This is a genomic window from Roseobacter sp. MH60115, from assembly GCF_015644665.1.
GTDB lineage: Bacteria > Pseudomonadota > Alphaproteobacteria > Rhodobacterales > Rhodobacteraceae > Roseobacter.
The window spans coordinates 332,960-359,350 of sequence record NZ_JADOBQ010000004.1; the positions used below are offsets into that span (position 1 = coordinate 332,960).

Genomic DNA, 26,391 nt, shown 5'->3' on the forward strand with positions numbered 1-26,391 from the left:
ATGGTTCTCCTTAAAGCCGCAAATCCACCCCGGTCGACGGGGTCATCGTCACTTGGACGGTTGGGTCTTCCTGCTGCTCACGCTCACCGGTTACCGACTGCGCATTGCTCTCGTGGCTATTCGTTCCGGTGCCTTGTTCAGATTGTCCCTCGTTGAAGGCAAAATTGATATTCTCGTATCCAAGCGCCTGGAATTCGCGGCCAAGCTGGTCAATGTGCCGCCGCATCAGATCAAGCGTTTCTGGTCTTTCCGCAAGAACATGCACGGTGATGCCGCCTTCGGCCGTCGAGATACTCAGCCGGACCCGGCCAAGCTCCTCTGGATTGAGGGAGAGTTCCACTGGCCGATCAGGCAAGCGCTGTAAGACCTCAGCCATTTGACGGCCAATCATGCCGGGCGTCTCCGGCCGGGACAGTGTCTGTGCAAGAGTGGCGGGTGCGGCGTTGCGCGGATCCCATGAAGACGGCGTGTCCACCTCACCCACCGGGGACATCGACACATCAAATGCAGTGGTGTCCGCGTGAGCCGTCAGCGGCATGATCGGTTGCTGCGATGTCTGAACCGTTGCGGTTTTCACCGCCGCGGTTGGCGTGGCGTTTGCTTTCTGAGGCGCGGCGACGTCTCGGGGTGTCCGATCTCGGTCCGGATCAGCATTCGCGCGCGCTTCTGCGCGTGGAGCAAGTGTCTCGCCATCGGTCTTTTTCTGAGGCGCAGCCGTGACAAGTGTGGCGGGCGCAGATGTTTGTGCGGTGCCGGATTGTGGTGCTTTAGAGGCGACAGGATCCGCATCCGTTTGGCCAGCGATGGTTTTTGACGGTGTCGTTGTGTCAGCGGTCTCGGCTGGCGCAACATTGCCGTTACCTGCCTGAGCACCGGCTGGCGGTACATTCGCCTGTTTTTCACCAACTTGTGGAGGAGTCGGTGCAGCGTTTTTAGTCTCGGATGCTTTCTGCTCGATCGCGATGCGCTGCGCGAAGGCAAGCTCACTGGTCGCCGCGCTCTTTTTCTGCAAGGGCGCCTCCGCCGCAGTCTTTTCGCCTGCGCCAGATTTTGGCGGTTCAACGGGTATCTCTTCTTCTACCGCGCTTTCAGCCCCGAAAGCCGGGAGTGTGTCGACATCTTCGTCAACGGCCTCCGGCAACTTTTCGGTTTTTGCTGACTTCTCCTCCGCCGCCTGGCTGCGCGATGCGTCTTCATCTGTCGCCGACTTGGTCTCGTTCTCAGTATCAGATGTATACGCCGCCTCGAAATCAGGTTCGGACTGATCCCGTTCGGTTTTCATTTTTGTCTCATCCATGGCGGATGACTTTTCAGTGCGATTGGCCTTTGCAGATGGCTGCACGGATAGGATTTCAAGCACGGGCGCCTCCGGGATTTCTTCCACGTAATGCGCGCTTTATGACCGCAGTTGGTTACCGCATCTTTACCGGTTTGCCGCATGATCCGAAAAAATAGTTGCAATTGGAGACACCTGTCATGCCAGCAATACCCCCGGTTGGATCACAGCCGACGACCACATCTCACCAGGATCAGGCCTTGCGTGAAGTTGCGCAAAAACTTGAGGCAAGCTTTCTGGCAGAAATGTTGAAATCCGCAGGGTTAGGCAAAACCAGTGACCATTTCGGCGGGGGGGCCGGAGAGGATCAGTTCGGGTCTTTTCTGCTGCAGGAACAAGCGATGCAAATGGTCAAGGCTGGCGGCATCGGTTTAAGCGAATCACTGTTTCACGCATTGAAGGAGAGACAAAATGACAAATGAACGGTTTGAGGATGTGATCGACGCGTTGGACGATGTTCTGGATGCCGAGCGGGAAGCCCTGCTGGCCGGGAACCTCGACGAAATAGGTCGTCTTCTGGAACGCAAGGAATCGCTGATTGACCAGCTTGCGTCTTTGGAAGAAGCGGATCGGGATCCTCTGGAAGCCTTGAACGCCAAGGTCATGCGCAATCAAGCGCTGTTGGACAGTGCGCTGGAAGGGATCCGGACCGTGGCCCGCCGGCTCTCGGCGTTGCGGCGGGTCCGCAGTTCACTCGAAACCTACGACGAAAAGGGTGAACGTCACACGATCGACGTGGCCCCCGATGGCGCGGTGGAAAAACGTGCCTGAGGCAGGATTTGAATAAAAACAGAACGACAGGGGCTGGCCGGCTTAAGTAGTCATTAGCCTTTGTCCGCGCATGTTGGCGCTGCATCCGAGGTCGGGTGGCGCGTCGTCAGATATAGGCGATTGCATTGGTCAGAAAGACAGTTTCGTTCCCGCGTGAAGACGCCGGGGGCACAATCCACGCAAAGCGTGAATGATCAAAGGAACATGCTTATGTCGAGCATTCTTACCAACAACAGCGCAATGGTCGCGCTGCAGACCCTGAAATCCATCAACATGAACCTGGGCAAGGTCCAAAGCGAAATCTCCACCGGTAAAACTGTGGAAAGCGCCAAGGACAACGCGGCCGTTTGGGCGATCTCCAAGGTTATGGAGTCCGATGTCGCTGGTTTCGAAGCCATTTCTGACTCGCTGGCCCTTGGTCAGGCAACTGTGGGCGTCGCGCTGAATGGGGCGGAGACAATCACGGATCTGCTGCAGGAAGTGAAAGCGAAGATCGTCAATTCTCAGGAAGAGAATGTGGATCGTTCCAAGATCCAGACCGATATCAAGGCACTGACTGATCAGATTTCGTCAATTGTGGGTGCGGCCCAGTTCAATGGTTTGAATCTTCTGAACGACTCAGGTCGCACAACAGAAGAACAGACTTCCAATATCCTGTCTTCGCTTGATCGTGATAGCAGTGGTAATGTTACCACTGGTGAAATCTCGGTAGATCGTGCAAATCTCGGAACAAACGCAGTTAGCTTGTCAGCTGCGACCGTTGTCGCAGGCGGTGCCCAAGGTGGTACAGCAGCGACAAACGTCAACACGCAAGTCGCTACAGCTATCGACATTGAGGCGACTGGTACCAACGTAGCAAATACAGGCGGTACAGCGTTCAGCCTGACAATTGCAGGCACCGACAGTACTGGTGCGACGACTGGTAGTGGTATTGCGTACAGTGACTTCGATACTGCAGCAGAAGTTATCGGCGAAAACCCGAACGCGATCCTCTATGTTGCAAAAGAAGGCGACACCGCTCGTGACATTGGCGAAGGTCTGAAAGCTGCATTTGATGCATACGCCATCCGCAACGAACTCGATCTGTCGACTCTCACTCTGAGCGTCACCGACGATGGCTTGTCTGCAACTCTGGCCGATGGTGGCGTGGACGCAGCAGCAATCAGCTTCCAAGTGGACGTAATTGCTCCGGCGTCTGCAACTGCCCAGCATACAGCAGGCGGTGATCTTGCCACGCTTGGTGCTATCGACGTAACGACCAGCGAAAAGGCTGAACTGTCTTTGGCTGCAATTGAAGGCTTGATCCAGACGTCGATCGATACCGCGGCGCAGCTGGGTTCGGCTGGTCGTCAAATCGACACACAAGCCGATTTCGTGAGTAAGCTGAGCGATCTGCTTACCTCTGGTATCGGTTCTCTTGTGGATGCGGACATGGAAGCAGCCTCGGCCAAGCTTCAGGCGCTGCAGACACAGCAGCAGCTGGGTGTTCAGGCGCTGTCGATTGCCAACCAGGCACCGCAGACCATTCTGTCGCTCTTCCGTTAAGCGATACCTCAGGGGCGCGGTCTTTCGCGCCCCTGAACCTAATTTCCAGTTTTTAGTGAAGGTTGCATCGTGAACGCTTACGCACAGGCCCAAAGCGCATATGCGCCAGCAGCGGCTCCGACCAGAACGGCACGCAGTGCAGAATACGAAGTTATTGCTCGCATTTCTCACCGTTTGAAGAAGGCGATCAAATCTAACGATTTCCCAGCCTTGGCAGAAGCACTGTACGAAAACAACAAGCTGTGGACAGCACTTGCTGTCGACGTGATAGACGAAAACAACCTTCTTCCGGATCAATTGCGCGCCCGGATTGTCTACTTGGCCGATTTCACGCGGCTGCACACGCAGAAAGTACTGCGTAAACAAGAGACAGCTGTCCCGCTCTTGGAGATCAACGCGATGATCCTGGGCGGTCTCAAACAGCAAGGAGATACGCCATGAGTGGTCTTGTGTTGAAGCTGAGCCCGAAAGAGCGCGTTTTGATAAACGGTGTGGTTATTGAAAATGGCGATCGACGCAGTCGGCTGGCAATCATGACGCCCGGCGCAAATATTCTGAGACTGCGTGATGCAATCCATCCAGAGGATGCAAAAACGCCAGTAAAAAGAGTATGTTTTGCAATGCAATTGGTTCTGTCTGGCGATAAAAGCCCGGAGGAAGCGCATCTTCCTTTGCTCCGTCAAATCGAGGAACTGAGCCAGGTCTTCACTGACTCAGACAGTCGCAATGTACTCGCGGAAGCTACGCGCGGCGTTGTCGAGAAGCAGCACTACCGCGCGCTCAAATCACTGCGGGCGCTGCTTCCACGCGAGGAACGACTTTTGGCTGCGAGGATGAACTGATGTTTGCGCCCGTCATTCCCTCCACAGGCCTGACAGGCTGGCGATTTCTGCAGAGAACATATGATTCTCAGTTAGAGAGTTTTTCAAACTCCGCCCAACTTACTAGAAACACCGACTATTTTCTTGAGAACATCAACAAGGTCAAGACTGCTGAAGACTTGACCTCTGATCGTAGATTGCTCGAAGTTGCACTTGGTGCTTTCGGTATTCAAGATGATATCGAGAACAGATTTTTTATCCAAAAAATCTTGGATGAAGGGACAACTGCCGAGGACTCTCTGGCAAACAGATTTTCCGATAGTCGCTACAAAGAGTTTTCGGAAGCCTTTGGCTTAGGACCAGGCGAGGACCGGCAAATTGGAAAAGATGGATTTGCTGAAAGCATTGTAGCTCGATTTCGTGAAGCCAGTTTCGAAGTATCGGCTGGTCAACAAGACGATTCGATGAGAGTCGCGCTTTACGCGCAACGGGTTTTAGGAGACTTGGCAAGTCCGCCACAGAAATCAGTTGAGCGTCTCGCGGCAGAGGCTGTATCTGCAGCCGTGTTGGACTTTGCTTCATCCATTGCTGATGACGTTGAATACTACCAAGACAACATCGGCTTGATTGAAACACCAGATGACTTGCTCGATGATCCGCGGCTTCTCAAAATGACGCTCGGCGCGTTTGGTCTGCATGACGACTATGAGGCCATTGCCTCGTTCGAACCAACTGTCGAAACGCCGGTAAGTCCGGAGCGCGAGAAAATCAAACAGGTTTTGGAGGAAGGTAGTATCTCCGTTGTCGCATTCGCCAATGAGCTGGATAGTCCAGCTTATGTCGAGCTCTCTCGTGCTTTTGGCTTCGGTATTGCCGAGGATTTTCAGGCGCGCAAAATCGATTTTCCTGAGCGGATTACCGATCGATACATTGAGCAGAACTTCGAATGGCCCAGCGATGTAACCTACGACGAGCCGGTTACGGTGGTAAATGGTCAGTTCGAACTGGAACCATTCAACTCAGATGATATGTCGAACGATGCAAAATGGTTCACTATTATGGGTGAGCCACCGCTTCGTAGCCTTTTTGAGACTGCGCTGAATTTACCAAGTGAATTCGGACAAATCGATATCAATCAGCAGCTGACCGTTTTCAAAGAGCGCGCACAATCCATTTTTGGAAGCAATGAGGTAAATCAGTTTTCCGATCCAGAGGCGTTGGATCAATTGATCACGCAGTACGTGGTGCGATCTCAGCTTTCTTCCTTCAACAGTGGGGCCACGTCGGCTTCATTAGCTCTCACCCTTCTCCGATCATAACTGCGAACGCTGAAGTCGGTTGTCAAATCTAGCGATTGCTGAGGATGCTAAAACACGGCGAAACAAGAGTTTGGTCGGATAGTTTGATCGCTGTAAAGCTTGCATAATCAGCAGGAACATATTGAGAAACAATCGCTTAACTGCACAGCTTGCTGGCCTCGGAAGGCAGAGGTAAAGTGGCGGGACCGAAATGAGGAGGCGCAAGGGATTCTCTGCAACAGCGCCCAACGAACCGTACTATTTTGGTTGTGTCTTTGACTGCCGTGTACCGAGCAGCGGAACGATGTCATATGTGCTAAGAGTGCAACCGATACCGGTTGCGTCCTTCGTGGCATTCCTCAAAGAGATCGCCCTTCCCAAGAATGAGGTCATCTGTCATTTCGGCGATGCTCTTCTCGCGAAGTTCCTTGGTAATAAGACTTTGCCTTTCCTTCCGCGGTGCAGTTTTAGGACAGCCCTCCTATTTGACGAACCGGGAAGCACCGCGCCTCGCGCCGGGTGGTCTCGGAATCCGGATGCCGATGGAGCCATTGGAGCAATGCCCGGATCCCTTGCGTGACCGATGCTGAGTCACATACGTAGGTTTGCCGGATGGAAGGACGTGGAGACTCAAACCTGGCAATTCGTCGCTCCAGATCACATAGCTTCTGGCGCTTTGTTCGGTCGCACCTTAAATCGGAGCTGCTGACTTTAGCTGTGCTCTCGGTACTCTTCGAGCCCGTGTCTCATGTAACTGGCTCACAAGCACTTTTTTTGGCACTTGGGATGTGCTTTCGCATGGAGCCTCCAGAGAGAGCACCTATTCTTGCGCGCTTATCGAACTTTCTTGCACCTCATCGCCCGATTCAGACAGCACCTCTCTCCAGCTCAAGCTGCTGGTGTCGGCCTCATGACCGGTCCGACATTTGTTGAGATGGTTGGAATGCGTGCGCGCCTAAGAATTAGTTCCAGTTGAGCAAAGCTGTTCTCAACATTTTGTCGCTCAGTTTTTGCCAAGAACCCGTCTAGATCCGACCAAATCTGCACAGCCGCATCGATTTCAGGATCGCTGCCTGTGGAGTACAGACCAGCGCGGATCATCATTGCGTTGTTGTCATAGACTGAAAGCAGATGTCGCGCTTTCGCAATCAGAGTGTTTTGCTGTTCGGTGGCCGCGTTCGGTAAACTTCTCGATACGGACCTCAAGACATCAATCGCGGGATAGCGACCACGTTCGGCAATTCCGCGATCAAGGATAACATGTCCGTCCAAAACGCCGCGCAAGATATCAGCGATCGGTTCATCCATGTCGGACCCAGCTACGAGAACACTGAAGACACCGGTGATATCACCCTGACTGTTTTGACCAGGACCGGCGCGCTCGCAAAGCGACATGATCAGATGTGCGGTCGATGGAGGAAAACCGCGCAAAACAGGGGCTTCACCGGCCGCCACTGCAACTTCGCGATGTGCTTCGGCAAAACGGGTGATCGAATCGGCGAGTAACAGAACCGATTTCCCCTGATCGCGGAAATGCTCGGCGACCGACATCGCAGCCCAGGCACATCGGCGCCGTATCAATGGGGATTGATCGGAAGTGGCACAGACCACAATTGCCCGCTTCAACCCTTCCTTGCCAAGCACGTCTTCAATGAAATGCCGCAATTCGCGCCCGCGCTCTCCGATCATTGCAATGACGACAATTTCTGCTGTCATGTTTTGTGCCAGGTGCCCGAGGAGACTGGATTTACCAACACCTGAACCGGCAAAAAGGCCGATTCTCTGACCTTGAACAATGGGAAGCATGGTGTTCAAGCCAGCCATTCCTGTATTCAACCTCTTTCCCAAGGCCCGCCGTGCGCCCGGATCGGGTGGGGCGCGGCGCAACGCCCGCGCTGCAGCACCTCTCAGCAGTGGTTTACCGTCGAGTGGGTTGCCAAACGGGTCTATGATACGGCCAACCCATGCGTTTGACGGCGCAATCCCCCGCGCCTCCAGCAAGGCCGCTCGATCTTGCAGCGCAACGCCGTCTGGCGCCTGATCGGGCAACAGGACAAGCAGATCTCCATCCAGTTGTAGCACTTCTCCCGACAGCGGTTCACCTTGGCGATAAACAACGACAAGATCGCCGATGCGCGCCTTGCCGGCAAGACCAGCGACATGGATCACCCCGCCTTCGACGCGGGTGACACGGCCAATAGCGCGCACCGGGTTCAATTCAGTGATCTGGGCGGTCAGCCCGTCGAAGGGAATTGGCTGGTTCATGGCAATCCTTTGGCATTCGCACACTCTTTCTAAAGGAATCAGAGTTAAGCCTTGATGAAACCGTTCGAGGGAGAAGCCCGGATGTTCAAAAATTTAGAAGTCTTCAAGATTTCCCATGCCATGGCCGTACACGCGGGCCAGAAGCAAGCAGTTGCCGCGCAGAATGTCGCCAACTCTGACACGCCTGAGTATAAGGCGCGCGATGTTGCCCCCTTTGCAGAAACATACAGAAGCAACGCGTCTCTCGGTGACGCGGTCAACCAACGTGCGACACGTTCCCTTCATCTGCACGGCGCGGTGAGCGGGCAGCCCGCTGATCCGACAATTGACGAAGATGCCATTGCATCACCCAATGGCAATACCGTTTCGCTTGAAGGTGAAATGCTGAAGTCGCTTGACGCCAAGCGCCAGCATGACCGTGCCCTGGCCATTTACAAGTCTTCACTTGGCATCCTGCGCGCCACATTGAGCCGCCAGTAAAAGGGAACGTATCATGAACGATTTCGCAAAAGCACTCAGCGTCACGTCCAGCGGTTTGAAAGCCCAAGCCACGCGCTTGCGTCACTTGGCAGAGAATATCTCCAATGCAGACACCCCCGGATATCGGCGTAAGCTCGTCCCATTTGAAACCTCATTCAATGCTGGAAATGGCGTTTCGATGGTTGAAACGGGACGCGTGCAACTTGATCGATCAACACTCGAACGGGTGTATGACCCTGCGCATCCGATGGCAGGGGATGATGGTTACTTTGATAGCTCAAACGTCGATTTGATGATCGAGCTCGGTGACGCGCGCGAAGCGCAGAGAAGCTATGAAGCCAACCTGAAAGTGTTTGAACAGACACGGAAAATGTCCAGCGGTTTGATGGACCTTTTGAGGAACTAATCACGACTGAGGAAGCCTGAAGGGCTGCTCGATTTCAAGGAGATCCAGAATGGATATGAAAGCTGTATCGGCAATTCAAAGATTTACGGACTCGCGATCTACATCCGCGATTGAAAGCTATGCGCAGGCGCGCCCGGCCACCGAACCCACACCGGAAGAAACGACTGTGGCAGAAGCCGCGACCAGAGTGGCGGTGGATTTTGCACAGACCCTGGCGGAAAGCGAAGAAACCGCCAAGGCGTCAATGATCGGGGATGCCGATCCGCACGCGCTTGTCCAGGCGTTGGCCCAGACGGAACTGGCCGTTGAGGCGGCGGTCACGGTGCGCAACAAGGTTGTGGAAGCCTATCAAGAAATCCTGCGGATGCCCGTCTAAGATGCTTGATGAAGTCCTCTTCTTCGACACTCTACGACAGGGGTTGTGGATCGCGGTGATCATATCGATCCCGATCCTGACAGCAGCCCTTGTCACGGGTGTGTCGATTGGGCTGGTGCAGGCGCTGACGTCCATTCAGGAAATGACGTTGACGTTTGTGCCGAAACTCGCCGCGATTGTAATCGTTTTCTGGCTTTCAATGGGATTCATGACGCAAACGCTGGTGTCGTTTTTCCAAAATCGCATCATCCCGTTGATCATCGGAGGTTAACATGGATAACTCTGGCTACACCACGCTGACCCGCCAATCCGGTCTCATGCGCGAGATGCGGATTGTTGCGAACAATATCGCCAATGCTGCGACGACCGGCTACCGCCAGGAAGGCCTTGTCTTCTCTGAGTACGTCCAATCGATAGACGGCGCTTCCAGCCTTTCGATGGGTCAGGGCAATGTGCGGCAAACGTCGTTTCAGCAAGGAACGTTGACGCAGACCGGCGGAACCTTCGATTTTGCGATCGAAGGTGACGGATTTTTCCTTGTCGAAACCCCGGCAGGGGAACGCCTGACACGGTCAGGTGCTTTTTCGCCGAATGAACAAGGTGATCTTGTCACGATGGACGGCTATCGGGTTCTGGATGCTGGTGGCGCTCCTGTCTTTGTGCCGCCCGGTGCTGCGGATATTGCCGTTTCCGCGGATGGCACGATTTCCAGCGAGGGAAATCCGATTGGGCAGATTGGCGTGGTTCAGCCGCTCAACGCCCGCGAGATGGTCCGCGAAGACGGGGTGATGTTCCGAGCTGATGACGGATATGAGCCAGCCGAAAGGGCGCGGGTTCTTCAGCGGTTTGTTGAAAGCTCGAATGTGGATCCTGTCCTGCAAATTACCCGGATGATTGAAGTACAGCGCGCCTATGAGCTTGGCGCAAGTTTCCTTGAGGCCGAAGACGAACGCGTTCGTCAGGCCCTGCGGGCGATGTCTCAGTAACCAATTTCAACTCAGGAGATGCTTAATGCGTGCCCTTAAGATTGCAGCCACCGGAATGAGTGCCCAGCAGATGCGGGTAGAGACGATTTCCAACAACCTCTCGAACATGAGCACAACCGGGTATAATGCGCGCCGCGCCGAGTTTGCCGATTTGCATTACCAGCAACAGACGCGGCCCGGCACGATCAGTGCAACGGACGGAACGGTCATGCCCACAGGCGTTCAGCTCGGGCTTGGTGTGCGTCCGGCAGCGGTCTCCGTGCAGCTGCAGCAAGGATCACTGAGCCAGACAGGGGGTGACCTCGACCTGGCGATCGAAGGTAAAGGGTACCTCGAGGTGACATTGCCTTCCGGCCTGACCGCATACACGCGGGATGGCGGGCTAAAGCGCACAGGTGAAGGTCTCATCGTGAATTCAGACGGGTTCCCGGTTGAGCCGCAGATCGTCATCCCGGATGACGCGCGCAGCATTTCTATAAACGCCTCAGGTGAGGTCTTTGCTTACTTCGCGGATTCGCCCGATGCGCAGCTCCTGGGGCAGTTCAACATGACGGGTTTCACGAATGCAAAGGGGCTCGAAGCACTTGGTGGCAATCTATTTGCGGAAACGGAGGCATCTGGCCCACCGCTTGTCTCCACACCCGGCGAAGACGGTTTGGGAACTGTGCGGCAGGGATATCTGGAGGACAGCTCCGTTGATGCCGTGCGTGAAATCACCGAGTTGATTGAAGCACAACGCGGCTACGAGATGAATGCGAAGGTGATCTCGGCCGCAGACCAAATGATGGGCGCAACGACGCAAATCCGATGATCCGTTTGCTGTTTTCCCTGCTGGTCCTGAGTGCCGCGAGCCATGCCTTGGCTGATATGGTCGTCCCCATCCGAACAATTCGGGCGAATGCGATCATTACCGATATCGACGTTGGCACAAAAGCAGGTCAGGTGCCAAATGGATTTGACCGCGTGACAGATGTCATCGGGCAGGAAGCAAGAACAACGCTATACGCCGGGCGGCCCATTCTCGTTGACGACATTGGCCCCCCCGCATTGGTTGCACGCAATCAGATTGTTGCAATCCGCTTCGAAACCGCGGGGCTGATCATTACGACCGAAGGTCGGTCGCTTGAACGCGGAGGCGTGGGAGACCGGGTTCGGATCATGAACCTAACGTCCCGAGCCACGCTCTTCGGGCAGGTACAGCCCGACGGTTCCGTTCAAGTTAAACAGTAGAGGTATCCGATGACTTTCCAAAAATGCACTGCAATCGCTTGCTTGGCCCTTGTCGCGGCATGCGGTCGAATGGACCATCTGGGCAAGCCACCGTCATTTACGTCTCCGAGAGCTACCACGGAACACAACGCGATGATGTCACCGGGGCTACCTTTGCGGACGGATGCCAAGGGTCCAACCGAACGCGCATCCCTTTGGTCAGGGGCCAGACAGTCATTGTTGGGTGATCGCCGGGCGGTGCAACAGGGTGATATTCTGACGGTCGTCATCGAAATCGACGAGGAAGCTGAAATTTCAAACGCGACGGACCGCTCTCGTTCTGGTTCCGAAAGCTTGGGTATTCCTGGGCTTTTCGGATTACCGCAACGTATCGATGAGCGCCTGCCTGACGGCGCATCTACTGCGGAGGCTGTGTCGATCAACTCCAGCAGCTCTTCTTCCGGAGATGGATCGGTCAAGCGTAACGAGAAGCTGACGCTGCGCGTGGCGGCAACGGTCGTGAACGTCCTGCCGAATGGCGTTCTGTCAATTTCAGGCAGTCAAGAGCTGCGGGTAAATTTCGAAATGCGTGAACTTCTAGTATCAGGCTATGTGCGTCCAGAAGATATTTCGCGACAGAATGAGATTACGTACGACAAGATCGCCACGGCTCGTGTGTCTTACGGTGGACGCGGTCAAATCACGGACGTCCAACAGCCGCGTTTGGGTCAACAGGTCCTCGACGGTGTGCTGCCCTTCTAAAAGGAATTGGAAATGAAAAAGCTGCTCCCGATTATCATGCTATTGGTCGGTTCCGGAGCCGGTGTCGGCGCGGGAATTTTCCTGCGCCCGGCTCCTGTAGAAGAAGAAACAGCTTCATTGGACCCAGGTGCCGAGGCATCTGAAGAAGAGCCTGCCGAAAAAACCCATGACGATCATAGCGACAAAGCGCATGCAAAACCGGGCGAAGCTGCTGCTGGTATGGAGTATGTCCGATTGCCAAATCAGTTTGTTGTTCCTTTGGTTGAAAAGGAACGTATCTCCGCAATGGTCGTTATGGCGCTTAGTGTTGAAGTTGTAGCTGGCTACGGAGAGGATGTGCTGGAAAAAGAACCAAAACTCCGTGATGGATTTCTAAGAGTTCTTTTTGATCATGCCAGCATAGGGGGGTTTGACGGAGCCTTTATCAATAATGAAAATCTCGATGTCGTCAGGCGGAAACTCAAAGCGGTCGCTCAGCAGGTCATGGGTTCTGACGTTGCCAATGATGTCTTGATTTTCGAGGTCGCGCGCCAGGACTACTGATGATGATCCGCTCTGACTTGCTTCCTTGAAGTTTTCGGGAACGGTGACCAGGCTTTTCAATACGCCAACAGAAAGTTTGCGAAGAAAGACAGTTTCGAGATGTTCGGACTATTGAGATAGCGAATACACATCTTCAGACTTCCCAAACACAACTAAATCGACGACCAGCAGTGCAGTTATCCTTCGAAACCGGCGGATGGCCGATCACAAAGTGGCAATCGTTGCCTTACATTCGTTCCCTGATTTCTAGCGCTTGGTTGCAGGCAATGTCATTTCGATTGCCCTCTCCAGCTCCGCTGCTCTGCGCTTACGCTCACTATCTTCCCCAATTTTCTGCAACAAACCGTCTGCGGCAAGGACCTTCCCATATGCACGCCGCACTTGACGGACATGTTGGTCCTTTTCTGCCAGAACCAATGCGAGTTTCATGTTCAGGGATGCTCTTGCCTTTCCCAGCCAAGCTTTCCAAATGACGTCGGCGCCAATGGAGCGCATATCTGGATCACTATGCACATTGGCGGCTCTGGATTGTTCTTCCAACCGAGAGAGATCTGCGCGCAATGCGTTTTCTCGCTGCACCAGGTTTTGGAACAGCTGTTGCCGGGCTCGGTACTTGGCATCGGCCAGGGCGCGCAGTTTCCGAAGATCTTCCAGCTTCATCACACACGCCCTTTCGCGCGACGACGCATAGCTTCGGCGAACCGGATCGCGGCGGCAACAGCTCTGTAGTGTTCTGGTGCGATCTGATCACCAATTTCAGTAGTTGCATGCAACGCACGTGCAGTTGGTGGGTCGCTGTGTATTGGAACATTATTTTCAGCGGCCATTTCACGGATTTTGAGAGCCACTTCGTCAACACCCTTGGCGACACAAACCGGTGCCTGCCCAGGCTTTCTTTCCCATTTCAACGCGACTGCATAGTGGGTTGGATTGACGATAATCACATCAGCTTTAGGCACATCGGCCATCATCTGGGCACCGGCGATGGTCTGAGCGCGCTGCCGACGCTCTTGCTTCATATGAGGGTCGCCTTCATTATTCTTTGTCTCGTCCATGATTTCCTTGCGCGACATCATGTTTTTTCGAAGATGTTCAAAATGCTGCCAAACGGCATCGATGGCGCCGATCACACCCGAAACGATTACGACCACAAACAGAAACGAAAGACATATCTCTGCCAGCAACGCAACAACGATGCGCGGATTTGTTTGGAGTACAGAAACCATTTCATCCAAACGCGCGTTAATGAACAGAGCCAGGCAAGCCGAATAGATCAGTAGTTTTGCAAAACTTACCGCGAACTGAAAAAAGCCGCGTCGGCCGAACTTGTTCTTGGCGTTGGAAATAAGAGAGATGTTCGAGAGTTTCGGTGCGATCTTCGTTGGGGCAAATACAATCCCCTTGGTTGCAAACAGGCAGAGCAGAACAGCCACGGCCGGCAAACCGAATATCGGCGATATTGACCAAAAAACACTGCGCAGAATGCCTTCGGTTGGCGCTGCCGCTGCTCCGGAAAAAAACAATGTGGCAAGCTGTGCAGGTTGATCGATCAATACCATCATCGCCGTGCCAAGTTGAAGAAGGCCGCTGCTGCCGGCTGAAACCAGCGCCAACAATAGACCTGCGTAAGCACAAGCGGTCAAAACTTCCGTGGACCTTGCAATTTCGCCCTTTTTCCGCGCATCCAGCAGCTTCTGCGGCGTTGCGTCGTAGGTCTTGTCACTCTGATCTGTTTGATCGCTCATGGAATTGGACCGAATGGATTTGCGAGAAACGTGTCCATTGCCGCAACCCAGACCGACAGGATCAACGGGGATGAAACCAGAAGCAGAAACAATCCACCGGCAGTAATCACCGGCGCACCGACAAATGCGACCATCAGCTGTGGCATTGCTTTGTTAATAGCGCCCAAAGCGACGTTGTAGAGCACGGAAAGGATGATAAATGGAGCGGCGAGAGTGAAGGCCAAAGTGAAGGCGCGCGCGACCTGTGCAACCCCCCATTCAGACAAAACAGATCCGGCTGTGAATCGCCCCATCGGCATGAAATCGTAGGATAAAATGACAAGCTCCGCTGCCTTAACATGAAGACCAGTCATCACGGCGAGCGCTAAGCCACCGATAATTAGGATGTAGCCCATCGCGGGCATCGGATCGACACCAGCCCCGCCGAAGACTTGCGAGAGCGATGTCGAATGCGCCGCAATTGTACCAGCAGTCTGAAGCGCGAGAATGAAAAGCCGGATGCCAATGCCGAGCGCCAGACCCGCGAAAACTTCGGTAAAAATAAAAAGGGTGACGTCGCCGAAATTGATCGGCATTTGATAAGGAACAACGGCCGGTGCCACGATGAGCGTGAAGGCGAGCGCCAGAACGAGTTTTATGCGGGCTGGCACCGTTTGTTCACCGAATGCAGGCAGCATTGATGTGATCGCGGCTACGCGCAAAAACACGGCGAACCCGTGCCAGAGCGCTTCGTTCAATAACGGCAAAAGTTGTGCCAGTCCGGTCACGCCGCCACGACACCCACGAGTGATGGACGTGCATCCAATCCGATTTCTTCAAATGAGAGGACCGGGTTGGTGATCCCCTTTGCACGCATCACAGTTCGCAAGAAACGGCGCCGTCGCGTATTCGTCACGACAGCTGCATTTATGCCGTTTTGACTTGCAGCCTGGAGTTTTTCCGACATGTTTTCAGCCAGTTGATTGAAAATATCTGGCGGAAGTGCGATGTCGAGACCCCGATCCGCTTCGACCTGATACGTATTGAACGTATCTTCCCATTCCGGAGCCAATTGTACGAGCGGTAGCGTGCCATCCTCCCGTTTCATTTCTGCTACCAACTGGAACCCAAGGCGCTGGCGCACATGTTCGCAGATCGCTTCAGGTTGCGCATTTTGCGCGCGTGCTTCAGCGGTCGCCTCGAGAATGAGGGGGAGATTCCTGATCGAGACCTGTTCGTCGAGGAGAAGCCGCAGTACAGCATGCAGAACGTCAATTGGCACCTTGTCGGGGATCATCTCATCGAGAAGTTTACGGTTCGCCTCTGCGCGTGTTGGATCAGATACATTTGTCATCTCCTGCAGAAGACGTCTCAAAGATTTCAGGGATAGCAACCGGCTGAAGTTTTGTTTGACGGTTTCGAGAAGATGCGTCGCCAGGATCTCCGCAGGCGTGACCAATGTCAGGCCATCCAGCGCAGCTTGCTCTTGAGAACGCGTACTGATCCACCTTGCCGGCGCACCGTAAACCGGTTCCGTTGTGTCACTGCCTCCTGGCAGTGACGTGGCGCCTTCAGGGATCAGAGCGAGTATTTGGTCCGGATTCAATTCGGCCCGGGCCTGTTCCACGCCTTGAATTCTAATGACATACGTTCCGACAGGGAGCGCGGCGTTGTCCGTCAATCGAATTTCCGGAAGTATTAAGCCATAAACGGAAGCAACATGAGTTCGCATATTCGAAATTCGCGCATCGAGGCCGGTGCCAGGATCAAGCACCATGTTGACCAGATCCGGCGCAAATTCGACATGGACATCATCAAGCTCAAGGATATCACCAAGCGGCTTTTCTTTCGGCAATTCTGCTTCTGTTGCCGCCAGTTCGGTTGATGACGCCTTGGCTTTCGCCTTTCGATGCAACCAGTAAGCCACTAATCCTAGTATTGCGCCCCCGAAAATGAAGGGTGCAAATGGCAAACCTGGAAACAAGGCAAAGAGAATCATCAAACCGGACACTGTTGCCAGCGCGGCAGGGTGCCTCCCTAATTGGTTAAAGACCGCCAAATCTGTCGCGCCTTGCGCGCCACCGCGGGCCAGCAATAGCGCTGACGCGATCGAAATCACCACCGCAGGGATCTGAGACACCAGACCATCGCCGACCGTGAGGATTGCATATGTCTCGAAAGCTTGGCCGATCGGCATATCGTGAACCGCAATGCCCATGACAAGGCCCGCGACCAGGTTGAGCAGCGTGATCAACAGGCCTGCTACTGCATCCCCTTTCACGAATTTGGATGCACCATCCAGAGACCCAAAGAATGTGGTTTCCTGTTGTTCTCTCTCTCTTCTTTCTCTGGCTTCTGTATGTGTGATGGCGCCGGCCGACATGTCACTGTCGATCGCGAGTTGTTTTCCCGGCATGCCGTCCAAAGCAAAACGCGCGCCGACTTCCGCCATTCTGGTGGCACCCTTGGTGATCACCATGAAGTTCACGATCAGCAAGACGCAAAAGACAACCAGGCCAAGAAATACACTACCGCCCATCACAAATTGAGCAAACCCTTCGATGACATCACCAGCTGCGTCTGTGCCGGTGTGTCCTTCGCCAATGATCAGCTTGGTCGATGAAACATTGAGCGACAGTCGCAACATAAGAGAAGCGAGCAGAATTGTTGGAAAAGCTGAGAAATCCAACGGTCGTTCAATAAACAAGGTTACTGTAAAAATTAGAATTGCCAGGGCAAAAGACGCGGCCAAGCCAACGTCAAGCACCCAAGCCGGCATTGGCAGGATCATCATGACAATTACGGCCATGAGAGCTACAGCCAGCATGATCGTTGGATTGAACAGGGCTTTGGCAGTTAGATTTTGCAAGATCATATCTCCCCTTTGCACTGAACCAATACGCGCCGCGATGTTGGGTCGCCCTGGGGTACCAGTAATTTAAGGCCTGGCTGTGCATTTGAGCTTTTTAACAGCGGAAACTGGTTCTCATTTGCAGGTGCCTTGGGCGACGCACTCGTGTCGCTGCTTGCAAAATTGGCGTGTGCTTCAGAAGACTTTCCCTTACATCGTGCTGCACGTTCTTGGGTGAGAGAGCGATAGGCGCCGACAGCTTGTATCAAACGTCCCTTTTCTGCGTATAGCTGTGTCAGAAACTGCGCCGCATATCGTGCATTTTTTGCAGGATCAAACATCTCGGAAATCGATGTAAATGCATGCACAGGCCACCGATAGCTCAATTGGAAGCAACCGATGTCTACATTGGTCACTTCGCCATTATTTTGACGTTGCGTATTGTTGACCGCTGAGGTCTTGCTTTCGGACCAAAACCCTTGACCCAAAGCTCTTGTTGCCCAAGGCCAGGGTTCCAGACTGCCGTTCCCTTTCCGCCCTGTTTCTGTTCGTGGGATTGCCCGCAGGACGGAAAGAGGAACGTCGTATTCCTGTGACACCGTAGCTGCCAAATGGTCACAGCCCTCGGTAGCCGTTGCGCAATCCGCATCCCCTAGGTTGAAAGAAATTACTAGTGCGATGAGCAGAGCATTCTTTAATCTTAAAAGCTTACGGTTGAACGGCATTCTGCACCTCTTCATAGCCGCGTACTGCGGCACCGAATTGATATCGTTTCGAGGTTTATTTTAAGTAACTGGCCATGATCTTTTTCCCGATAGCTCGAAGAGATCGGCTAGCGAGAGATCGCAAAGCGTTCCAGCATGGCTTCCAAAGTCTCCCGTGCCATTGCACTTTGTTCAAGAGCTGAACTGGATGTTGCCAACATTCCATCTTCCGCTTCAATGTCTAATACAGGTTGTTTTGCGAGTGAACTAACCTCACTAAGGACGGGAGCATCCGATGGCATCAAATCAGACCAATTGTTTGCCAACCAAGCCGATCGGATAACCTCATCCGGTGTGTTGGCCGCTTGGAACAACTCGAACGCAGATTGAATCTGCCCCATCTCCATCAGCACTCTAGCCCGAAGATGATCTACCCGCTCCCCCTCAATACTCTCCAGTAAAGGCATGGCCAATTCAGGAGTTTTAAGCAAGAGTAACGCCTCTGCGTGAAGTAAACTCACTTCTTTGGTTCGACTATTTTCGTTGATGGTTGATAGCAACTGTTCAGCTTCTATGGGAAATCCCAGTTTCAAGAGCCGCTCGGCAGTTATGAACACTGATTTAGACATCATCTGTTCGGTGGAACTGGGGAATTCGGCATAAAACTTCTCAAGAAACGTAATGTCATCCGCGTTCTTCGATAGAGATGTAAATGCATGAGATAGTAACTCCGCAGTCAGGTCTTCATCCGCTGCGATGGTTGGATTTTCCATCGCCTCAAATGCCTTTGAAAACTGATCTGAATACAATGATGCGATAACGTGTGCTCGCATGATTTCCTTTGCAATTGGATCATTCCGTCTTTCGAAAGCATACGTTTCAATTAGGAGTGCGATATCTGCAGGTACCTTTTTCTCTTCTGCCAAGCGGTTATCAATGAAGGCAATCAAAGCTTCTGGTGTTTCTGCCGCATTGTCTTCAATTACCTCTTTGAGGAGGCCTTCCGCAAATTCTGTGTCTCCAGAATTCTTCGCAATTTTTGCCTTGGCAATTCCGGCATCTGCCTGCACGGCGTCCCTACCTAACTCAACGTTTCTCAATGCGATTGATGCAAATTCCAAATCTCCACGATCTGAAAACCTCGAACTCAAGGCAGGTGCTAAGAACCTTTTCAGGTGTTCGGGTAATTTAGCAAGCGCTCGAAGAGCTGCATTCTCGTTAATGACTTTGTCTTCTGGAATTTTCTTGGCTGCCAACGTGCCCCAAAGTGCAAGATCAGAATCGCAATCTGCAAAGCGATGAACGAAACGCGGATTTCGTGCAAATCCATATTCGATGATGTCCGCCAAATCCATCAGTTCTGGGTTTTCTGCCACAACCTCGTCGGAGAGTCGCAGTACTTGTTTTGCTTCTGCGCCAAACCCAAAGTACAAGTAGCTACGGGCAAGTCTCAATACTGTAGCGGTGTCCAGCCGATCAACTTCACTGTAGAGCGTATTCCTAAGGTCGGAAAACTGCGAGCCAAAAGGGGTATCATTGCCCCAGCTGGAAACTGCCACACCATCTGGATCGGGACATACTTCACCTGACAGCATGAGGTTGTTTAGCTCATCAGTTGCTGGAACATCCCTCGCATTCGTGATTCGAATGTTACCTGTTCCGGGGATCGTCGCGACAACTTCCTGCTCTGAAGAATCAAATATCTCACGGTCTTGAGGCACTTGTGGTTGCTGCTCAAATGCTTGCATGTCCGGTGTTGAAGGCTCGAGAATGCCGCGTGACGCGGCATCACCAATCCCACGCAGTAACCGTTGCCTAGTTTCCTCAATTAGTGCCGTTTGCGCGTCCAGATTGACTTCAGAAGTTTCATTTGCGTCCGACTCCTCCTCAACCTTGCTGCCCTTCAGTGGCTGCCCACGTTCATCCGGCGCATATTCAGACCAGAGCAGATCACCGAAATTGAATCTGGATGCAGGTTGGGTAGCGACGAACCGCGGAGTCTGTCGAACTTCCAAAGGCGGCAAAGCTGGTCCATCAAGGATATCTAAGACTAGAAATTCGTTTTGCTCTACAAAGGTGTCCAGCTCGCAATCGCATGAAAGCTCCAGTTCCAGGCGTGATGGGTAGTCACGCACACCTGTCAGCAGATTTCGTGGGATAACATCGAATACACGGCTGGTGTCAAAACCTGCCTGATGACCGGTGACCGTGATAGTCTTCAGACCACGCGTTTCGGCGACCTGCCATTGGACACCTTCCGGCAACCTCATCACCAACCGGGTGAAGCCATTGTGATCGCCAGACCGTACAATAATTGGATTGGCGGATGCCACAGTTGCAAAGATTGCCAAAAGCAGGCTCGCAAACCCAGCAAGTCTCATCACGCGGCACCTTGCTTGACCGACTTTAGCGCTTCTTCAAGCTCCGAGAAACTTGGGCGACAATGCGATGGCGTATTCTGGCGCCCAACTTCGATGCAAATGTTCGTTGCATGTGCGTGGAGGTTTGCGACGAGAACCTCTCTTATCAACTGGTAGAAATGACCGTCTTCTTCAGTGACGGTTTTCACTTTTGCCGCGAAAGGTCCGACAAAGCAGTAGGCCAGAAAAACACCAAGAAATGTTCCTACCAACGCGCCACCGATGAGCTTTCCGAGCACTTCTGGCGGCTGGTCGATGGATCCCATAGTCTTGATGATGCCAAGCACAGCCGCAACGATCCCCAAAGCTGGCAGACCATCGGCCACAGTCTGGAGCGCGTGACTTGAATGCAGAGCATGATGCATGTTTGCCTCCATGCGCTTTTCAAGCACTTCTTCAACTTGATGCGGATCATCGTAGTTCATCGAAGCCGATCTCATAGTGTCGCAAATCAACGCGATGGCCTCGCGGTCCTTCAAAATCTTTGGGTACTTCGAGAAAATAGATGACTCATCAGGCGCTTCGATGTGCTCTTCAATGGCGACGGGGTTTTGGCGGGCCAATCGAATAAGTTCGAACAGCAGACAGAGAAGATCCTTATAGTCCTCATGAGCCCATTTGGGACCCTTGAAAACACGGCCCATGTCCCGCGCAGTCTGTTTGATGGCGGAGAAATCATTGCTGATCAGAAATGCGCCCAGTGCCGCTCCACCAATCATTGTTATTTCAAAGGGGAGTGCTTTGAAAATAATACCCATCTTGCCGCCAGCGGCGAGATAGCCGCCGAAGACCATGACGAAAATGACTACAATGCCGATGATTCCGATCATTTCGATCCCCAATGTTTATCGAAAGCCACTGTTGCAAAAGTAAGTTAAGAAAGCCTCTGCACAGTCAGCCTTTTGGCACGTCCGCGTTCCGCCCCGCGAGAATTACGCTGATTGAGTACGCGACTTGAGGAGAGAGTCCGGCCAGGATTCCCGCAGCGGAGTTCGGACGCATGCGCCCCAGAAAACCGGCGGCAAAAGCCGGTTCCATTTCCTCGAATAACGCCGCGGCATCTTTTGGCTTCATGTTTTCGTAGACCGATGTCAGACGTGTCAGATCGTCCTCTGCCGCCGTATTTGCCAGGGCCAGCAATTCCCTCAGCGACTCTTCAGCTTGTTGCAGATTGCTCAAGCGGCGTTCTATCTGTTCGTCAGCGACGGTCAGAGCTTTCATCCGCATTTCGATCTGACCTTCACGCTCCGCGAGGCGTGTCTCACGCTCCTGAAACGAGCGGAGCATTTTTGACATTCGCTCACGGTCGGCTTCGGACGTCAGCTCCTTGTTCTCTGCCCGCACTTCCGGTTCCTGAATGCTGGCCAAAGGGTTCTCCGTCGCGACGGCTTGTCCCGCTCCGGTGCCGACCCTTAGGACTGCTGATCCCAGCAACAGTCCTGCGATGAGCAAAATGGAGCCACGCCCGTTTCGCCCGGTCAAAAACGCCCACGGCTTCATTGGTGTGTCTCCGCGCCTCGGTGGCGTACGAACATGGGCTCGCTTACTGTTTGCGCTGCGACCGGTGAAGGTTGTGGCGTGGGGCTGGGCGCCGGGGGAGCGTCTGGGACATCATGCAGCGATGCCATTTGCAGCTCCAGCTTGCGCGACATATTTTCTGCACGCTGCGTCAAATCCGTCAGGGTCTGCGCGGAAGTCGCAGCCGTCGCCTGCGCAGCAGACAGGGTCTTTGTAAGATCATCAACCTGGGCAGATAGCACCGCGACAGCGCCACCCACCCCTTTTTCAAGATCATTGAATCGGTTCAGCCGACGCCCAAGCACCAAGCAATACAGCCCGGCGCCGAGCGCTCCAGCCGCAAGTAAAATGTCCGCGATCATTTCCATGTCACCCTCCTTAGTTCAGTACAAATTCCATGATGAGAAGATCATTGACGCGCCCTGGTCCTGTAACGACCTGAACCCGCCGCAGCATTTGCGACCGTAGCCGCGTCAACGCCGACGGGTTTTCAATATCGCTGACTTCAATTGCGCGCAGATAGCTGTTCAATACGTCGATGACGCGTGGCAGAACCTTTTCCACTTCCGAAGTATAGCCGTAAGCCACTTCGAGCTCCGCACGGAACTTCAGGTGCTTTTGGGCGCTATTGGGTGGAAGTGATACTGTGATCGGCTCAATTGGCACAAATGCGACGGCGGGCGCTTCATCCATCTTTGGCTCTTCGACCTCGGCTTCGACCGATTCGCCGGCCAAAATCAAACCGCTCCATGTCGCATAGAATCCACCGCCGCCGCCGACCAAAAGAAAAACAAGCCCAAGAATTAAGGGCATTTTCGACGATTTTGGTTCAATCTCAGTTTCATCAGGTTCTGCGTCAGCCATGATAATCCCATCTTCGGTTACGAAAATGCTTATAGACGCGATTGCACTAACCGATTGTTAAGCCAGATCGTTCATTGCTGTTGTCACCGCTGAACAGAACGTTCGGCTTGACGGAGGCGATTGTGCAGCAACTATTAAATGCGTGGACGGGGTTGGATTTACGCCGTCAGATCATTGTGATTGTCGCAACTGGGGCCATGTTCTTTGCGGTTCTCGCAATGTCCAGAATGGCATCTGCTCCAACCATGACGTTGCTTTATGCGGGACTGGAAAACGGTGCCGCTGGTGACGTTGTGCGGGCGCTGGAACAGCGCGGCGCAGCCTTTGAAGTCCGCGGAGGATCGATTTTTGTCTCCTCCAAGGACCGTGATCAATTGCGCATGACGCTGGCGAGCGAAGGATTACCAGCGAATTCCAACCGCGGTTATGAGTTGTTGGACACTTTGTCGGGCTTTGGCACCACGTCACAGATGTTTGACGCGGCGTATTGGCGTGCCAAGGAGGGGGAGCTTGCCCGGACAATCGTGTCGAGCCCGCATATCGCCTTGGCCCGGGTGCATATCGCCAGCACGGGATCAAACCCGTTTCAACGCGGCGTTACCCCGAAAGCCTCTGTCTCTGTCACGCCGAATGGGGCGGCAATAACACCGCAGCAAGCCAAAGCGATCCGGTTTCTTGTGTCGTCTGCCGTTGCCGGCTTAGCTTCGGAAGATGTCGCGGTTATCGATGCCAATGGTGCCCTGGTCGGGACCACAGACGAGGCCGCACCTGCAGGGGCTGACGACAAGGCGCAGCTTCTGCGTGACCGTGTGCAAAGGCTGCTCGAAGCACGTGTTGGTTTTGGGAACGCCGTTGTCGAAGTGAGCGTCGATACCGTCACCGAAAGCGAAGCTATTCGGGAGCGCATTTTTGATCCGGAAAGCCGCGTTGCGATCAGCACGGACACCGAAGAACGCAGCAACACATCGAACGAAGCGGGGGGTGGCAATGTGACCGTCGCATCGAACCTGCCGGACGAAGAAGGCGGAAACGGCGAAAACTCGTCCTCCCAGAACAGTGAATCTCGGGAACGCGTCAATTACGAAGTTTCTGAGACCGAGCGTGAGATCGTGCGGGTGCCTGGTGCAATCAAACGTCTGACAGTTGCGGTTCTGGTCAATGAGGCAGCAATTATTGGTGAAGATGGTGCCGAGACGTTTGCACCGCGAGAAGAAGTCGAATTGGACGCGTTGAAGGATTTGGTCGCGTCTGCGGTTGGTTTTGACGAAGAACGAGGAGACATCATCACGATTAAGTCCATGGCGTTGCAGAGCGTGGCCCCGCAGGGAACGGTCGCAGGTACTTCCTTGATGGATGGCTTTAATATCGACCTGATGTCTGCAATCCAAATGGCCGTGCTCGCAGTCGTCACGCTTATCTTGGGGCTATTCGTTGTGCGCCCACTTCTAAGTAGGCCTGCTGTGCCGTTGGAACAGGATGTACCGGCGCTGCCTTCCGCAGAAGATCAACAAGCGGATGAGCAGGGTTTGACCGGAGAGCTGGCGTCCGATGATTTCGAACTACCTGAATTGCCTATTATTTCCGGCTTTGGCGGTGGCGATCAGCCTGGTGAACTTCCTGATCTTCAGATGGGCGGGAACATGTCCGAAGATCCCGTTGACCGTCTGAGGGCTATGATCGGCGAACGGCAGGAAGAAACCGTTGAAATCCTGAGGAGTTGGCTGGAAGACAAAGAGGAGAGCGCCTGATGTCTTTATCGCATAGGTACCGCAATTTCGGCGGGGTCAAACCCACCGACGCGCCGCGAGAAGAGATAAGCACAGAGATTGCTGAAGATCAGCAACTGCAATCCTTCGAAAACGGATACCAGGCGGGATGGGATGACGCAGTGAAGGCGCAGGCAGATTCAGTTGCCAAAATCAGTGCTGAATTCGGCCAAAACTTGCATGATATGTCGTTCACATATCATGAAGCTCTGTCCAAACTCACTTCTTCGATGGAGCCTGTCATGGCGGAGATCGTGGACAAGCTTCTGCCACCACTGACGCGCGATTCACTTGGTATGCACATTGTTGATCAGCTCATGGAGATGATCAAAGAGCAGCCCAACCAACCCATTCAAATCGTTGTCGCCCCTTCACAAGTCGAGACAATTCAGGATCTAGCGGAGGGCAAGCTAACCGATCCGTTTGAGGTCGTCGCTGAACAATCTCTTGGCGATGGGCAAGCCTTTGTGCGTATCGGATCGGTGGAACGTAGCATCGATCTGGACGGGGTGCTTGCGGGTATCGGCAAAGCCATTGCAGCGTTTTTCCACGAAGCTGAGCAGGAGAAAGAAAATGGATGAATCCCCCGCGGCCCGCGGCGCAACGAGTGAAACAAGCAATCCTTTCACGTCGGTTCCTATTGAGGTGAGCGTATGTGTCGGAAAAGCACGACCTCTGATCCGGGAGTTGGTCGCATTGGGTGAGAATGCAGTGTTACCGCTGGACAAATCTGTGGACGATCCAGTCGAACTATACGTCGGCGATCGGTTGATTGCACGTGGTATGCTCGAAGAGAAGGAAGGTGACCAAAACGGGCAACTGGTTGTCAGGCTGACAGAAGTTGTCGACTTGCAGTCGGGTCACTAGTCTATTCATGAGAAACTACTATCTTCTGATCATAATTCCGGTTTGCTGTGTCTTGATGCCAGGACAGGTGGGCGCTCAGGATCTATCGCTTTCCCTGGGCGATGGAGACTCGATAAGCGCGCGAACCATTCAGCTCTTCGCGCTTATAACAGTGCTGAGCTTGGCACCGGGTATTGCGATAATGGTCACATGCTTCCCGTTTTTGGTGACTGTTTTGTCTATCTTACGACAGGCGATCGGACTGCAGCAATCGCCACCCAATATGTTGATTGTAAGCCTGGCACTATTTTTGACATACTTCATAATGGAGCCTGTATTTACTCAGGCTTGGACCAATGGCATTGCTCCACTAACAGAAGAGCTAATCGATGTCGAAACGGCTTTTGTACGTACGCTTGAGCCGTTTCGGACATTTATGGCCAGTCGTCTAGATCCCGAAACCTTTTATGCGATGGCTGAGTTGCGACCAGATACTATAGATGCGGTTCCAAACCCTGAAGCACCTTTATCGGTTCTAGTGCCAAGCTTTTTGTTGTCCGAAATCTCGCGCGCATTTCAAATCGGTTTTCTGATTTTTCTTCCGTTCTTGATCATTGATCTAGTCGTTGCAGCGGTGCTCATGTCAATGGGCATGATGATGGTGCCGCCGGTTATTGTCTCACTTCCATTTAAACTGGCGTTCTTTGTCATCGCAGATGGATGGAGCCTGATCGCTGGTAGCTTGGTTCGCAGCTATTTTTGATTTAAAACTCCGCTCAGCATTGATAAAGTCCAGTTAAGTTGTTAGAAGCGAAATTTAGAGTGCGTGGAATCTAGACCACTTTCAATAATAAAAAGTTTATTCCAATTTTGTGTGCAAACATGCCTTTTCCATAGGAA

General features: G+C 53.3%; 31 protein-coding genes. 19 read left to right on the plus strand and 12 right to left on the minus strand.

Annotated elements, in window-relative coordinates; translation table 11 throughout:
• Window positions 1–10 precede the first annotated feature (10 nt).
• Complete coding sequence (locus tag ISX84_RS14670; protein ID WP_195821125.1) at window positions 11–1,282, minus strand: flagellar hook-length control protein FliK; 1,272 nt, start codon at window positions 1,280–1,282, stop codon at window positions 11–13.
• A 194-nt stretch (window positions 1,283–1,476) separates the two neighbouring features.
• On the opposite strand from ISX84_RS14670, the gene ISX84_RS14675 reads away from it, so the two are divergent.
• The 6 genes from ISX84_RS14675 (at window position 1,477) to ISX84_RS14700 (ending at window position 5,792) form a co-directional block, all read left to right on the plus strand.
• Window positions 1,477–1,758, plus strand: a complete 282-nt coding sequence (locus ISX84_RS14675; RefSeq protein WP_195821126.1) for a rod-binding protein — start codon at window positions 1,477–1,479, stop codon at window positions 1,756–1,758.
• Window positions 1,748–2,107 (plus strand): flagellar biosynthesis protein FlgN, encoded by a 360-nt coding sequence (locus tag ISX84_RS14680; protein ID WP_195821127.1) that lies wholly within the window; start codon window positions 1,748–1,750, stop codon window positions 2,105–2,107. Before ISX84_RS14675 ends, ISX84_RS14680 begins: the two co-directional genes overlap by 11 nt.
• A 210-nt stretch (window positions 2,108–2,317) precedes the next feature.
• Window positions 2,318–3,652 carry a flagellin gene (locus tag ISX84_RS14685; RefSeq protein WP_195821128.1) on the plus strand — a complete coding sequence of 445 codons (1,335 nt, stop codon included), beginning with the start codon at window positions 2,318–2,320 and terminating at the stop codon, window positions 3,650–3,652.
• Between the two features lie 69 nt (window positions 3,653–3,721).
• Window positions 3,722–4,093 (plus strand): flagellar biosynthesis regulator FlaF, encoded by a 372-nt coding sequence (gene flaF / locus ISX84_RS14690; RefSeq protein WP_195821129.1) that lies wholly within the window; start codon window positions 3,722–3,724, stop codon window positions 4,091–4,093.
• Window positions 4,090–4,494, plus strand: coding sequence for a flagellar biosynthesis repressor FlbT (gene flbT / locus ISX84_RS14695; RefSeq protein ID WP_195821130.1), 405 nt, complete (start codon window positions 4,090–4,092; stop codon window positions 4,492–4,494). Before flaF ends, flbT begins: the two co-directional genes overlap by 4 nt.
• Window positions 4,494–5,792, plus strand: coding sequence for a DUF1217 domain-containing protein (locus ISX84_RS14700; RefSeq protein WP_195821131.1), 1,299 nt, complete (start codon window positions 4,494–4,496; stop codon window positions 5,790–5,792). The genes flbT and ISX84_RS14700 overlap by 1 nt, the downstream gene beginning before the upstream one ends.
• 867 nt (window positions 5,793–6,659) lie before the next feature.
• Here the strand turns inward: ISX84_RS14700 and ISX84_RS14705 are convergent.
• On the minus strand, window positions 6,660–8,036 hold the full coding sequence (locus ISX84_RS14705; protein ID WP_195821132.1) for a FliI/YscN family ATPase: 1,377 nt from the start codon (window positions 8,034–8,036) through the stop codon (window positions 6,660–6,662).
• An 81-nt stretch (window positions 8,037–8,117) separates the two neighbouring features.
• Here ISX84_RS14705 and ISX84_RS14710 point away from each other — a divergent pair, with 81 nt between their 5' ends.
• From ISX84_RS14710 to ISX84_RS14750, 9 genes are read left to right on the plus strand one after another with little or no spacing between them, the layout of a single operon-like run.
• On the plus strand, window positions 8,118–8,516 hold the full coding sequence (locus tag ISX84_RS14710; protein ID WP_195821325.1) for a FlgB family protein: 399 nt from the start codon (window positions 8,118–8,120) through the stop codon (window positions 8,514–8,516).
• A 13-nt stretch (window positions 8,517–8,529) separates the two neighbouring features.
• On the plus strand, window positions 8,530–8,922 hold the full coding sequence (flgC, locus tag ISX84_RS14715; protein WP_195821133.1) for a flagellar basal body rod protein FlgC: 393 nt from the start codon (window positions 8,530–8,532) through the stop codon (window positions 8,920–8,922).
• 49 nt (window positions 8,923–8,971) lie between these two features.
• Entirely contained in the window at window positions 8,972–9,298 is a 327-nt protein-coding gene (fliE, locus tag ISX84_RS14720; protein ID WP_195821134.1) for a flagellar hook-basal body complex protein FliE, read from the plus strand.
• A gap of 1 nt (window position 9,299) precedes the next feature.
• Window positions 9,300–9,569: a flagellar biosynthetic protein FliQ gene (locus ISX84_RS14725; RefSeq protein ID WP_195821135.1), complete on the plus strand. Its 270-nt coding sequence runs from the start codon at window positions 9,300–9,302 to the stop codon at window positions 9,567–9,569.
• A 1-nt stretch (window position 9,570) separates the two neighbouring features.
• Window positions 9,571–10,284: a flagellar hook-basal body complex protein gene (locus ISX84_RS14730; RefSeq protein WP_195821136.1), complete on the plus strand. Its 714-nt coding sequence runs from the start codon at window positions 9,571–9,573 to the stop codon at window positions 10,282–10,284.
• A gap of 25 nt (window positions 10,285–10,309) precedes the next feature.
• A complete protein-coding gene (gene flgG / locus ISX84_RS14735) occupies window positions 10,310–11,095 on the plus strand; it encodes a flagellar basal-body rod protein FlgG (RefSeq protein ID WP_195821137.1) in 786 nt (261 codons plus the stop codon).
• On the plus strand, window positions 11,092–11,514 hold the full coding sequence (gene flgA, locus ISX84_RS14740; protein ID WP_195821138.1) for a flagellar basal body P-ring formation chaperone FlgA: 423 nt from the start codon (window positions 11,092–11,094) through the stop codon (window positions 11,512–11,514). The genes flgG and flgA overlap by 4 nt, the downstream gene beginning before the upstream one ends.
• A gap of 9 nt (window positions 11,515–11,523) precedes the next feature.
• Window positions 11,524–12,255: a flagellar basal body L-ring protein FlgH gene (gene flgH / locus ISX84_RS14745; protein ID WP_195821139.1), complete on the plus strand. Its 732-nt coding sequence runs from the start codon at window positions 11,524–11,526 to the stop codon at window positions 12,253–12,255.
• Window positions 12,256–12,267: 12 nt separating this feature from the next.
• Window positions 12,268–12,798 (plus strand): flagellar basal body-associated protein FliL, encoded by a 531-nt coding sequence (locus ISX84_RS14750; RefSeq protein WP_195821140.1) that lies wholly within the window; start codon window positions 12,268–12,270, stop codon window positions 12,796–12,798.
• Between the two features lie 246 nt (window positions 12,799–13,044).
• Here the strand turns inward: ISX84_RS14750 and ISX84_RS14755 are convergent, their stop codons facing one another.
• The 10 genes from ISX84_RS14755 to ISX84_RS14800 form a co-directional block, all read right to left on the minus strand.
• The gene (locus tag ISX84_RS14755) at window positions 13,045–13,458 is read right to left on the minus strand and encodes a hypothetical protein (protein ID WP_195821141.1); all 414 of its coding nucleotides are present in this window, start codon (window positions 13,456–13,458) and stop codon (window positions 13,045–13,047) included.
• Window positions 13,458–14,543: a flagellar type III secretion system protein FlhB gene (gene flhB, locus ISX84_RS14760; RefSeq protein WP_195821142.1), complete on the minus strand. Its 1,086-nt coding sequence runs from the start codon at window positions 14,541–14,543 to the stop codon at window positions 13,458–13,460. Before flhB ends, ISX84_RS14755 begins: the two co-directional genes overlap by 1 nt.
• Window positions 14,540–15,310 carry a flagellar biosynthetic protein FliR gene (locus ISX84_RS14765; protein ID WP_299860020.1) on the minus strand — a complete coding sequence of 257 codons (771 nt, stop codon included), beginning with the start codon at window positions 15,308–15,310 and terminating at the stop codon, window positions 14,540–14,542. The genes flhB and ISX84_RS14765 overlap by 4 nt, the downstream gene beginning before the upstream one ends.
• Window positions 15,307–17,397: a flagellar biosynthesis protein FlhA gene (gene flhA / locus ISX84_RS14770; protein ID WP_195821143.1), complete on the minus strand. Its 2,091-nt coding sequence runs from the start codon at window positions 17,395–17,397 to the stop codon at window positions 15,307–15,309. The genes ISX84_RS14765 and flhA overlap by 4 nt, the downstream gene beginning before the upstream one ends.
• On the minus strand, window positions 17,394–18,098 hold the full coding sequence (locus tag ISX84_RS14775) for a transglycosylase SLT domain-containing protein (protein WP_195821144.1): 705 nt from the start codon (window positions 18,096–18,098) through the stop codon (window positions 17,394–17,396). The genes flhA and ISX84_RS14775 overlap by 4 nt, the downstream gene beginning before the upstream one ends.
• Before the next feature lie 107 nt (window positions 18,099–18,205).
• Complete coding sequence (locus ISX84_RS14780) at window positions 18,206–20,458, minus strand: hypothetical protein (RefSeq protein WP_195821145.1); 2,253 nt, start codon at window positions 20,456–20,458, stop codon at window positions 18,206–18,208.
• Window positions 20,458–21,327, minus strand: a complete 870-nt coding sequence (gene motA, locus ISX84_RS14785) for a flagellar motor stator protein MotA (protein ID WP_195821146.1) — start codon at window positions 21,325–21,327, stop codon at window positions 20,458–20,460. The genes ISX84_RS14780 and motA overlap by 1 nt, the downstream gene beginning before the upstream one ends.
• A gap of 64 nt (window positions 21,328–21,391) precedes the next feature.
• Window positions 21,392–21,997 carry a MotE family protein gene (locus ISX84_RS14790; RefSeq protein WP_195821147.1) on the minus strand — a complete coding sequence of 202 codons (606 nt, stop codon included), beginning with the start codon at window positions 21,995–21,997 and terminating at the stop codon, window positions 21,392–21,394.
• Window positions 21,994–22,383 carry a hypothetical protein gene (locus tag ISX84_RS14795; protein WP_195821148.1) on the minus strand — a complete coding sequence of 130 codons (390 nt, stop codon included), beginning with the start codon at window positions 22,381–22,383 and terminating at the stop codon, window positions 21,994–21,996. Before ISX84_RS14795 ends, ISX84_RS14790 begins: the two co-directional genes overlap by 4 nt.
• A 10-nt stretch (window positions 22,384–22,393) precedes the next feature.
• A complete protein-coding gene (locus ISX84_RS14800; protein WP_195821149.1) occupies window positions 22,394–22,879 on the minus strand; it encodes a flagellar basal body-associated FliL family protein in 486 nt (161 codons plus the stop codon).
• Between the two features lie 122 nt (window positions 22,880–23,001).
• On the opposite strand from ISX84_RS14800, the gene fliF reads away from it, so the two are divergent.
• Genes fliF through fliP form a run of 4 tightly spaced genes read left to right on the plus strand, consistent with a single transcriptional unit; the run spans window position 23,002 to window position 26,254 of the window.
• Window positions 23,002–24,627 carry a flagellar basal-body MS-ring/collar protein FliF gene (fliF, locus tag ISX84_RS14805; RefSeq protein WP_195821327.1) on the plus strand — a complete coding sequence of 542 codons (1,626 nt, stop codon included), beginning with the start codon at window positions 23,002–23,004 and terminating at the stop codon, window positions 24,625–24,627.
• Window positions 24,627–25,226 (plus strand): ABC transporter ATP-binding protein, encoded by a 600-nt coding sequence (locus ISX84_RS14810; RefSeq protein ID WP_195821150.1) that lies wholly within the window; start codon window positions 24,627–24,629, stop codon window positions 25,224–25,226. The genes fliF and ISX84_RS14810 overlap by 1 nt, the downstream gene beginning before the upstream one ends.
• Window positions 25,219–25,512 carry a FliM/FliN family flagellar motor switch protein gene (locus ISX84_RS14815; protein ID WP_195821151.1) on the plus strand — a complete coding sequence of 98 codons (294 nt, stop codon included), beginning with the start codon at window positions 25,219–25,221 and terminating at the stop codon, window positions 25,510–25,512. Before ISX84_RS14810 ends, ISX84_RS14815 begins: the two co-directional genes overlap by 8 nt.
• Window positions 25,513–25,567: 55 nt before the next feature.
• A complete protein-coding gene (gene fliP, locus ISX84_RS14820) occupies window positions 25,568–26,254 on the plus strand; it encodes a flagellar type III secretion system pore protein FliP (protein ID WP_229884349.1) in 687 nt (228 codons plus the stop codon).
• Window positions 26,255–26,391: the final 137 nt, after the last annotated feature.

Excerpts from the sequence above, each read along its gene's own strand:
- ISX84_RS14775 (WP_195821144.1), bottom strand. The coding sequence starts at position 18,098 with ATGCCGTTCAACCGTAAGCTTTTAAGATTAAAGAATGCTCTGCTCATC.
- ISX84_RS14800 (WP_195821149.1), bottom strand. The coding sequence starts at position 22,879 with ATGGCTGACGCAGAACCTGATGAAACTGAGATTGAACCAAAATCGTCG.
- ISX84_RS14670 (WP_195821125.1), bottom strand. The coding sequence starts at position 1,282 with ATGAAAACCGAACGGGATCAGTCCGAACCTGATTTCGAGGCGGCGTAT.
- ISX84_RS14810 (WP_195821150.1), top strand. The coding sequence starts at position 24,627 with ATGTCTTTATCGCATAGGTACCGCAATTTCGGCGGGGTCAAACCCACC.
- flgA (WP_195821138.1), top strand. The coding sequence starts at position 11,092 with ATGATCCGTTTGCTGTTTTCCCTGCTGGTCCTGAGTGCCGCGAGCCAT.
- flgC (WP_195821133.1), top strand. The coding sequence starts at position 8,530 with ATGAACGATTTCGCAAAAGCACTCAGCGTCACGTCCAGCGGTTTGAAA.
- flgH (WP_195821139.1), top strand. The coding sequence starts at position 11,524 with ATGACTTTCCAAAAATGCACTGCAATCGCTTGCTTGGCCCTTGTCGCG.
- ISX84_RS14700 (WP_195821131.1), top strand. The coding sequence starts at position 4,494 with ATGTTTGCGCCCGTCATTCCCTCCACAGGCCTGACAGGCTGGCGATTT.
- ISX84_RS14815 (WP_195821151.1), top strand. The coding sequence starts at position 25,219 with ATGGATGAATCCCCCGCGGCCCGCGGCGCAACGAGTGAAACAAGCAAT.
- ISX84_RS14780 (WP_195821145.1), bottom strand. The coding sequence starts at position 20,458 with ATGAGACTTGCTGGGTTTGCGAGCCTGCTTTTGGCAATCTTTGCAACT.
- ISX84_RS14705 (WP_195821132.1), bottom strand. The coding sequence starts at position 8,036 with ATGAACCAGCCAATTCCCTTCGACGGGCTGACCGCCCAGATCACTGAA.
- flhB (WP_195821142.1), bottom strand. The coding sequence starts at position 14,543 with ATGAGCGATCAAACAGATCAGAGTGACAAGACCTACGACGCAACGCCG.
- ISX84_RS14790 (WP_195821147.1), bottom strand. The coding sequence starts at position 21,997 with ATGAAGCCGTGGGCGTTTTTGACCGGGCGAAACGGGCGTGGCTCCATT.
- ISX84_RS14685 (WP_195821128.1), top strand. The coding sequence starts at position 2,318 with ATGTCGAGCATTCTTACCAACAACAGCGCAATGGTCGCGCTGCAGACC.
- ISX84_RS14730 (WP_195821136.1), top strand. The coding sequence starts at position 9,571 with ATGGATAACTCTGGCTACACCACGCTGACCCGCCAATCCGGTCTCATG.
- fliP (WP_229884349.1), top strand. The coding sequence starts at position 25,568 with ATGCCAGGACAGGTGGGCGCTCAGGATCTATCGCTTTCCCTGGGCGAT.
- flgG (WP_195821137.1), top strand. The coding sequence starts at position 10,310 with ATGCGTGCCCTTAAGATTGCAGCCACCGGAATGAGTGCCCAGCAGATG.
- ISX84_RS14725 (WP_195821135.1), top strand. The coding sequence starts at position 9,300 with ATGCTTGATGAAGTCCTCTTCTTCGACACTCTACGACAGGGGTTGTGG.
- fliE (WP_195821134.1), top strand. The coding sequence starts at position 8,972 with ATGGATATGAAAGCTGTATCGGCAATTCAAAGATTTACGGACTCGCGA.
- ISX84_RS14795 (WP_195821148.1), bottom strand. The coding sequence starts at position 22,383 with ATGGAAATGATCGCGGACATTTTACTTGCGGCTGGAGCGCTCGGCGCC.
- ISX84_RS14710 (WP_195821325.1), top strand. The coding sequence starts at position 8,118 with ATGTTCAAAAATTTAGAAGTCTTCAAGATTTCCCATGCCATGGCCGTA.
- ISX84_RS14755 (WP_195821141.1), bottom strand. The coding sequence starts at position 13,458 with ATGAAGCTGGAAGATCTTCGGAAACTGCGCGCCCTGGCCGATGCCAAG.
- ISX84_RS14680 (WP_195821127.1), top strand. The coding sequence starts at position 1,748 with ATGACAAATGAACGGTTTGAGGATGTGATCGACGCGTTGGACGATGTT.
- ISX84_RS14675 (WP_195821126.1), top strand. The coding sequence starts at position 1,477 with ATGCCAGCAATACCCCCGGTTGGATCACAGCCGACGACCACATCTCAC.
- ISX84_RS14750 (WP_195821140.1), top strand. The coding sequence starts at position 12,268 with ATGAAAAAGCTGCTCCCGATTATCATGCTATTGGTCGGTTCCGGAGCC.
- motA (WP_195821146.1), bottom strand. The coding sequence starts at position 21,327 with ATGATCGGAATCATCGGCATTGTAGTCATTTTCGTCATGGTCTTCGGC.
- flhA (WP_195821143.1), bottom strand. The coding sequence starts at position 17,397 with ATGATCTTGCAAAATCTAACTGCCAAAGCCCTGTTCAATCCAACGATC.
- flbT (WP_195821130.1), top strand. The coding sequence starts at position 4,090 with ATGAGTGGTCTTGTGTTGAAGCTGAGCCCGAAAGAGCGCGTTTTGATA.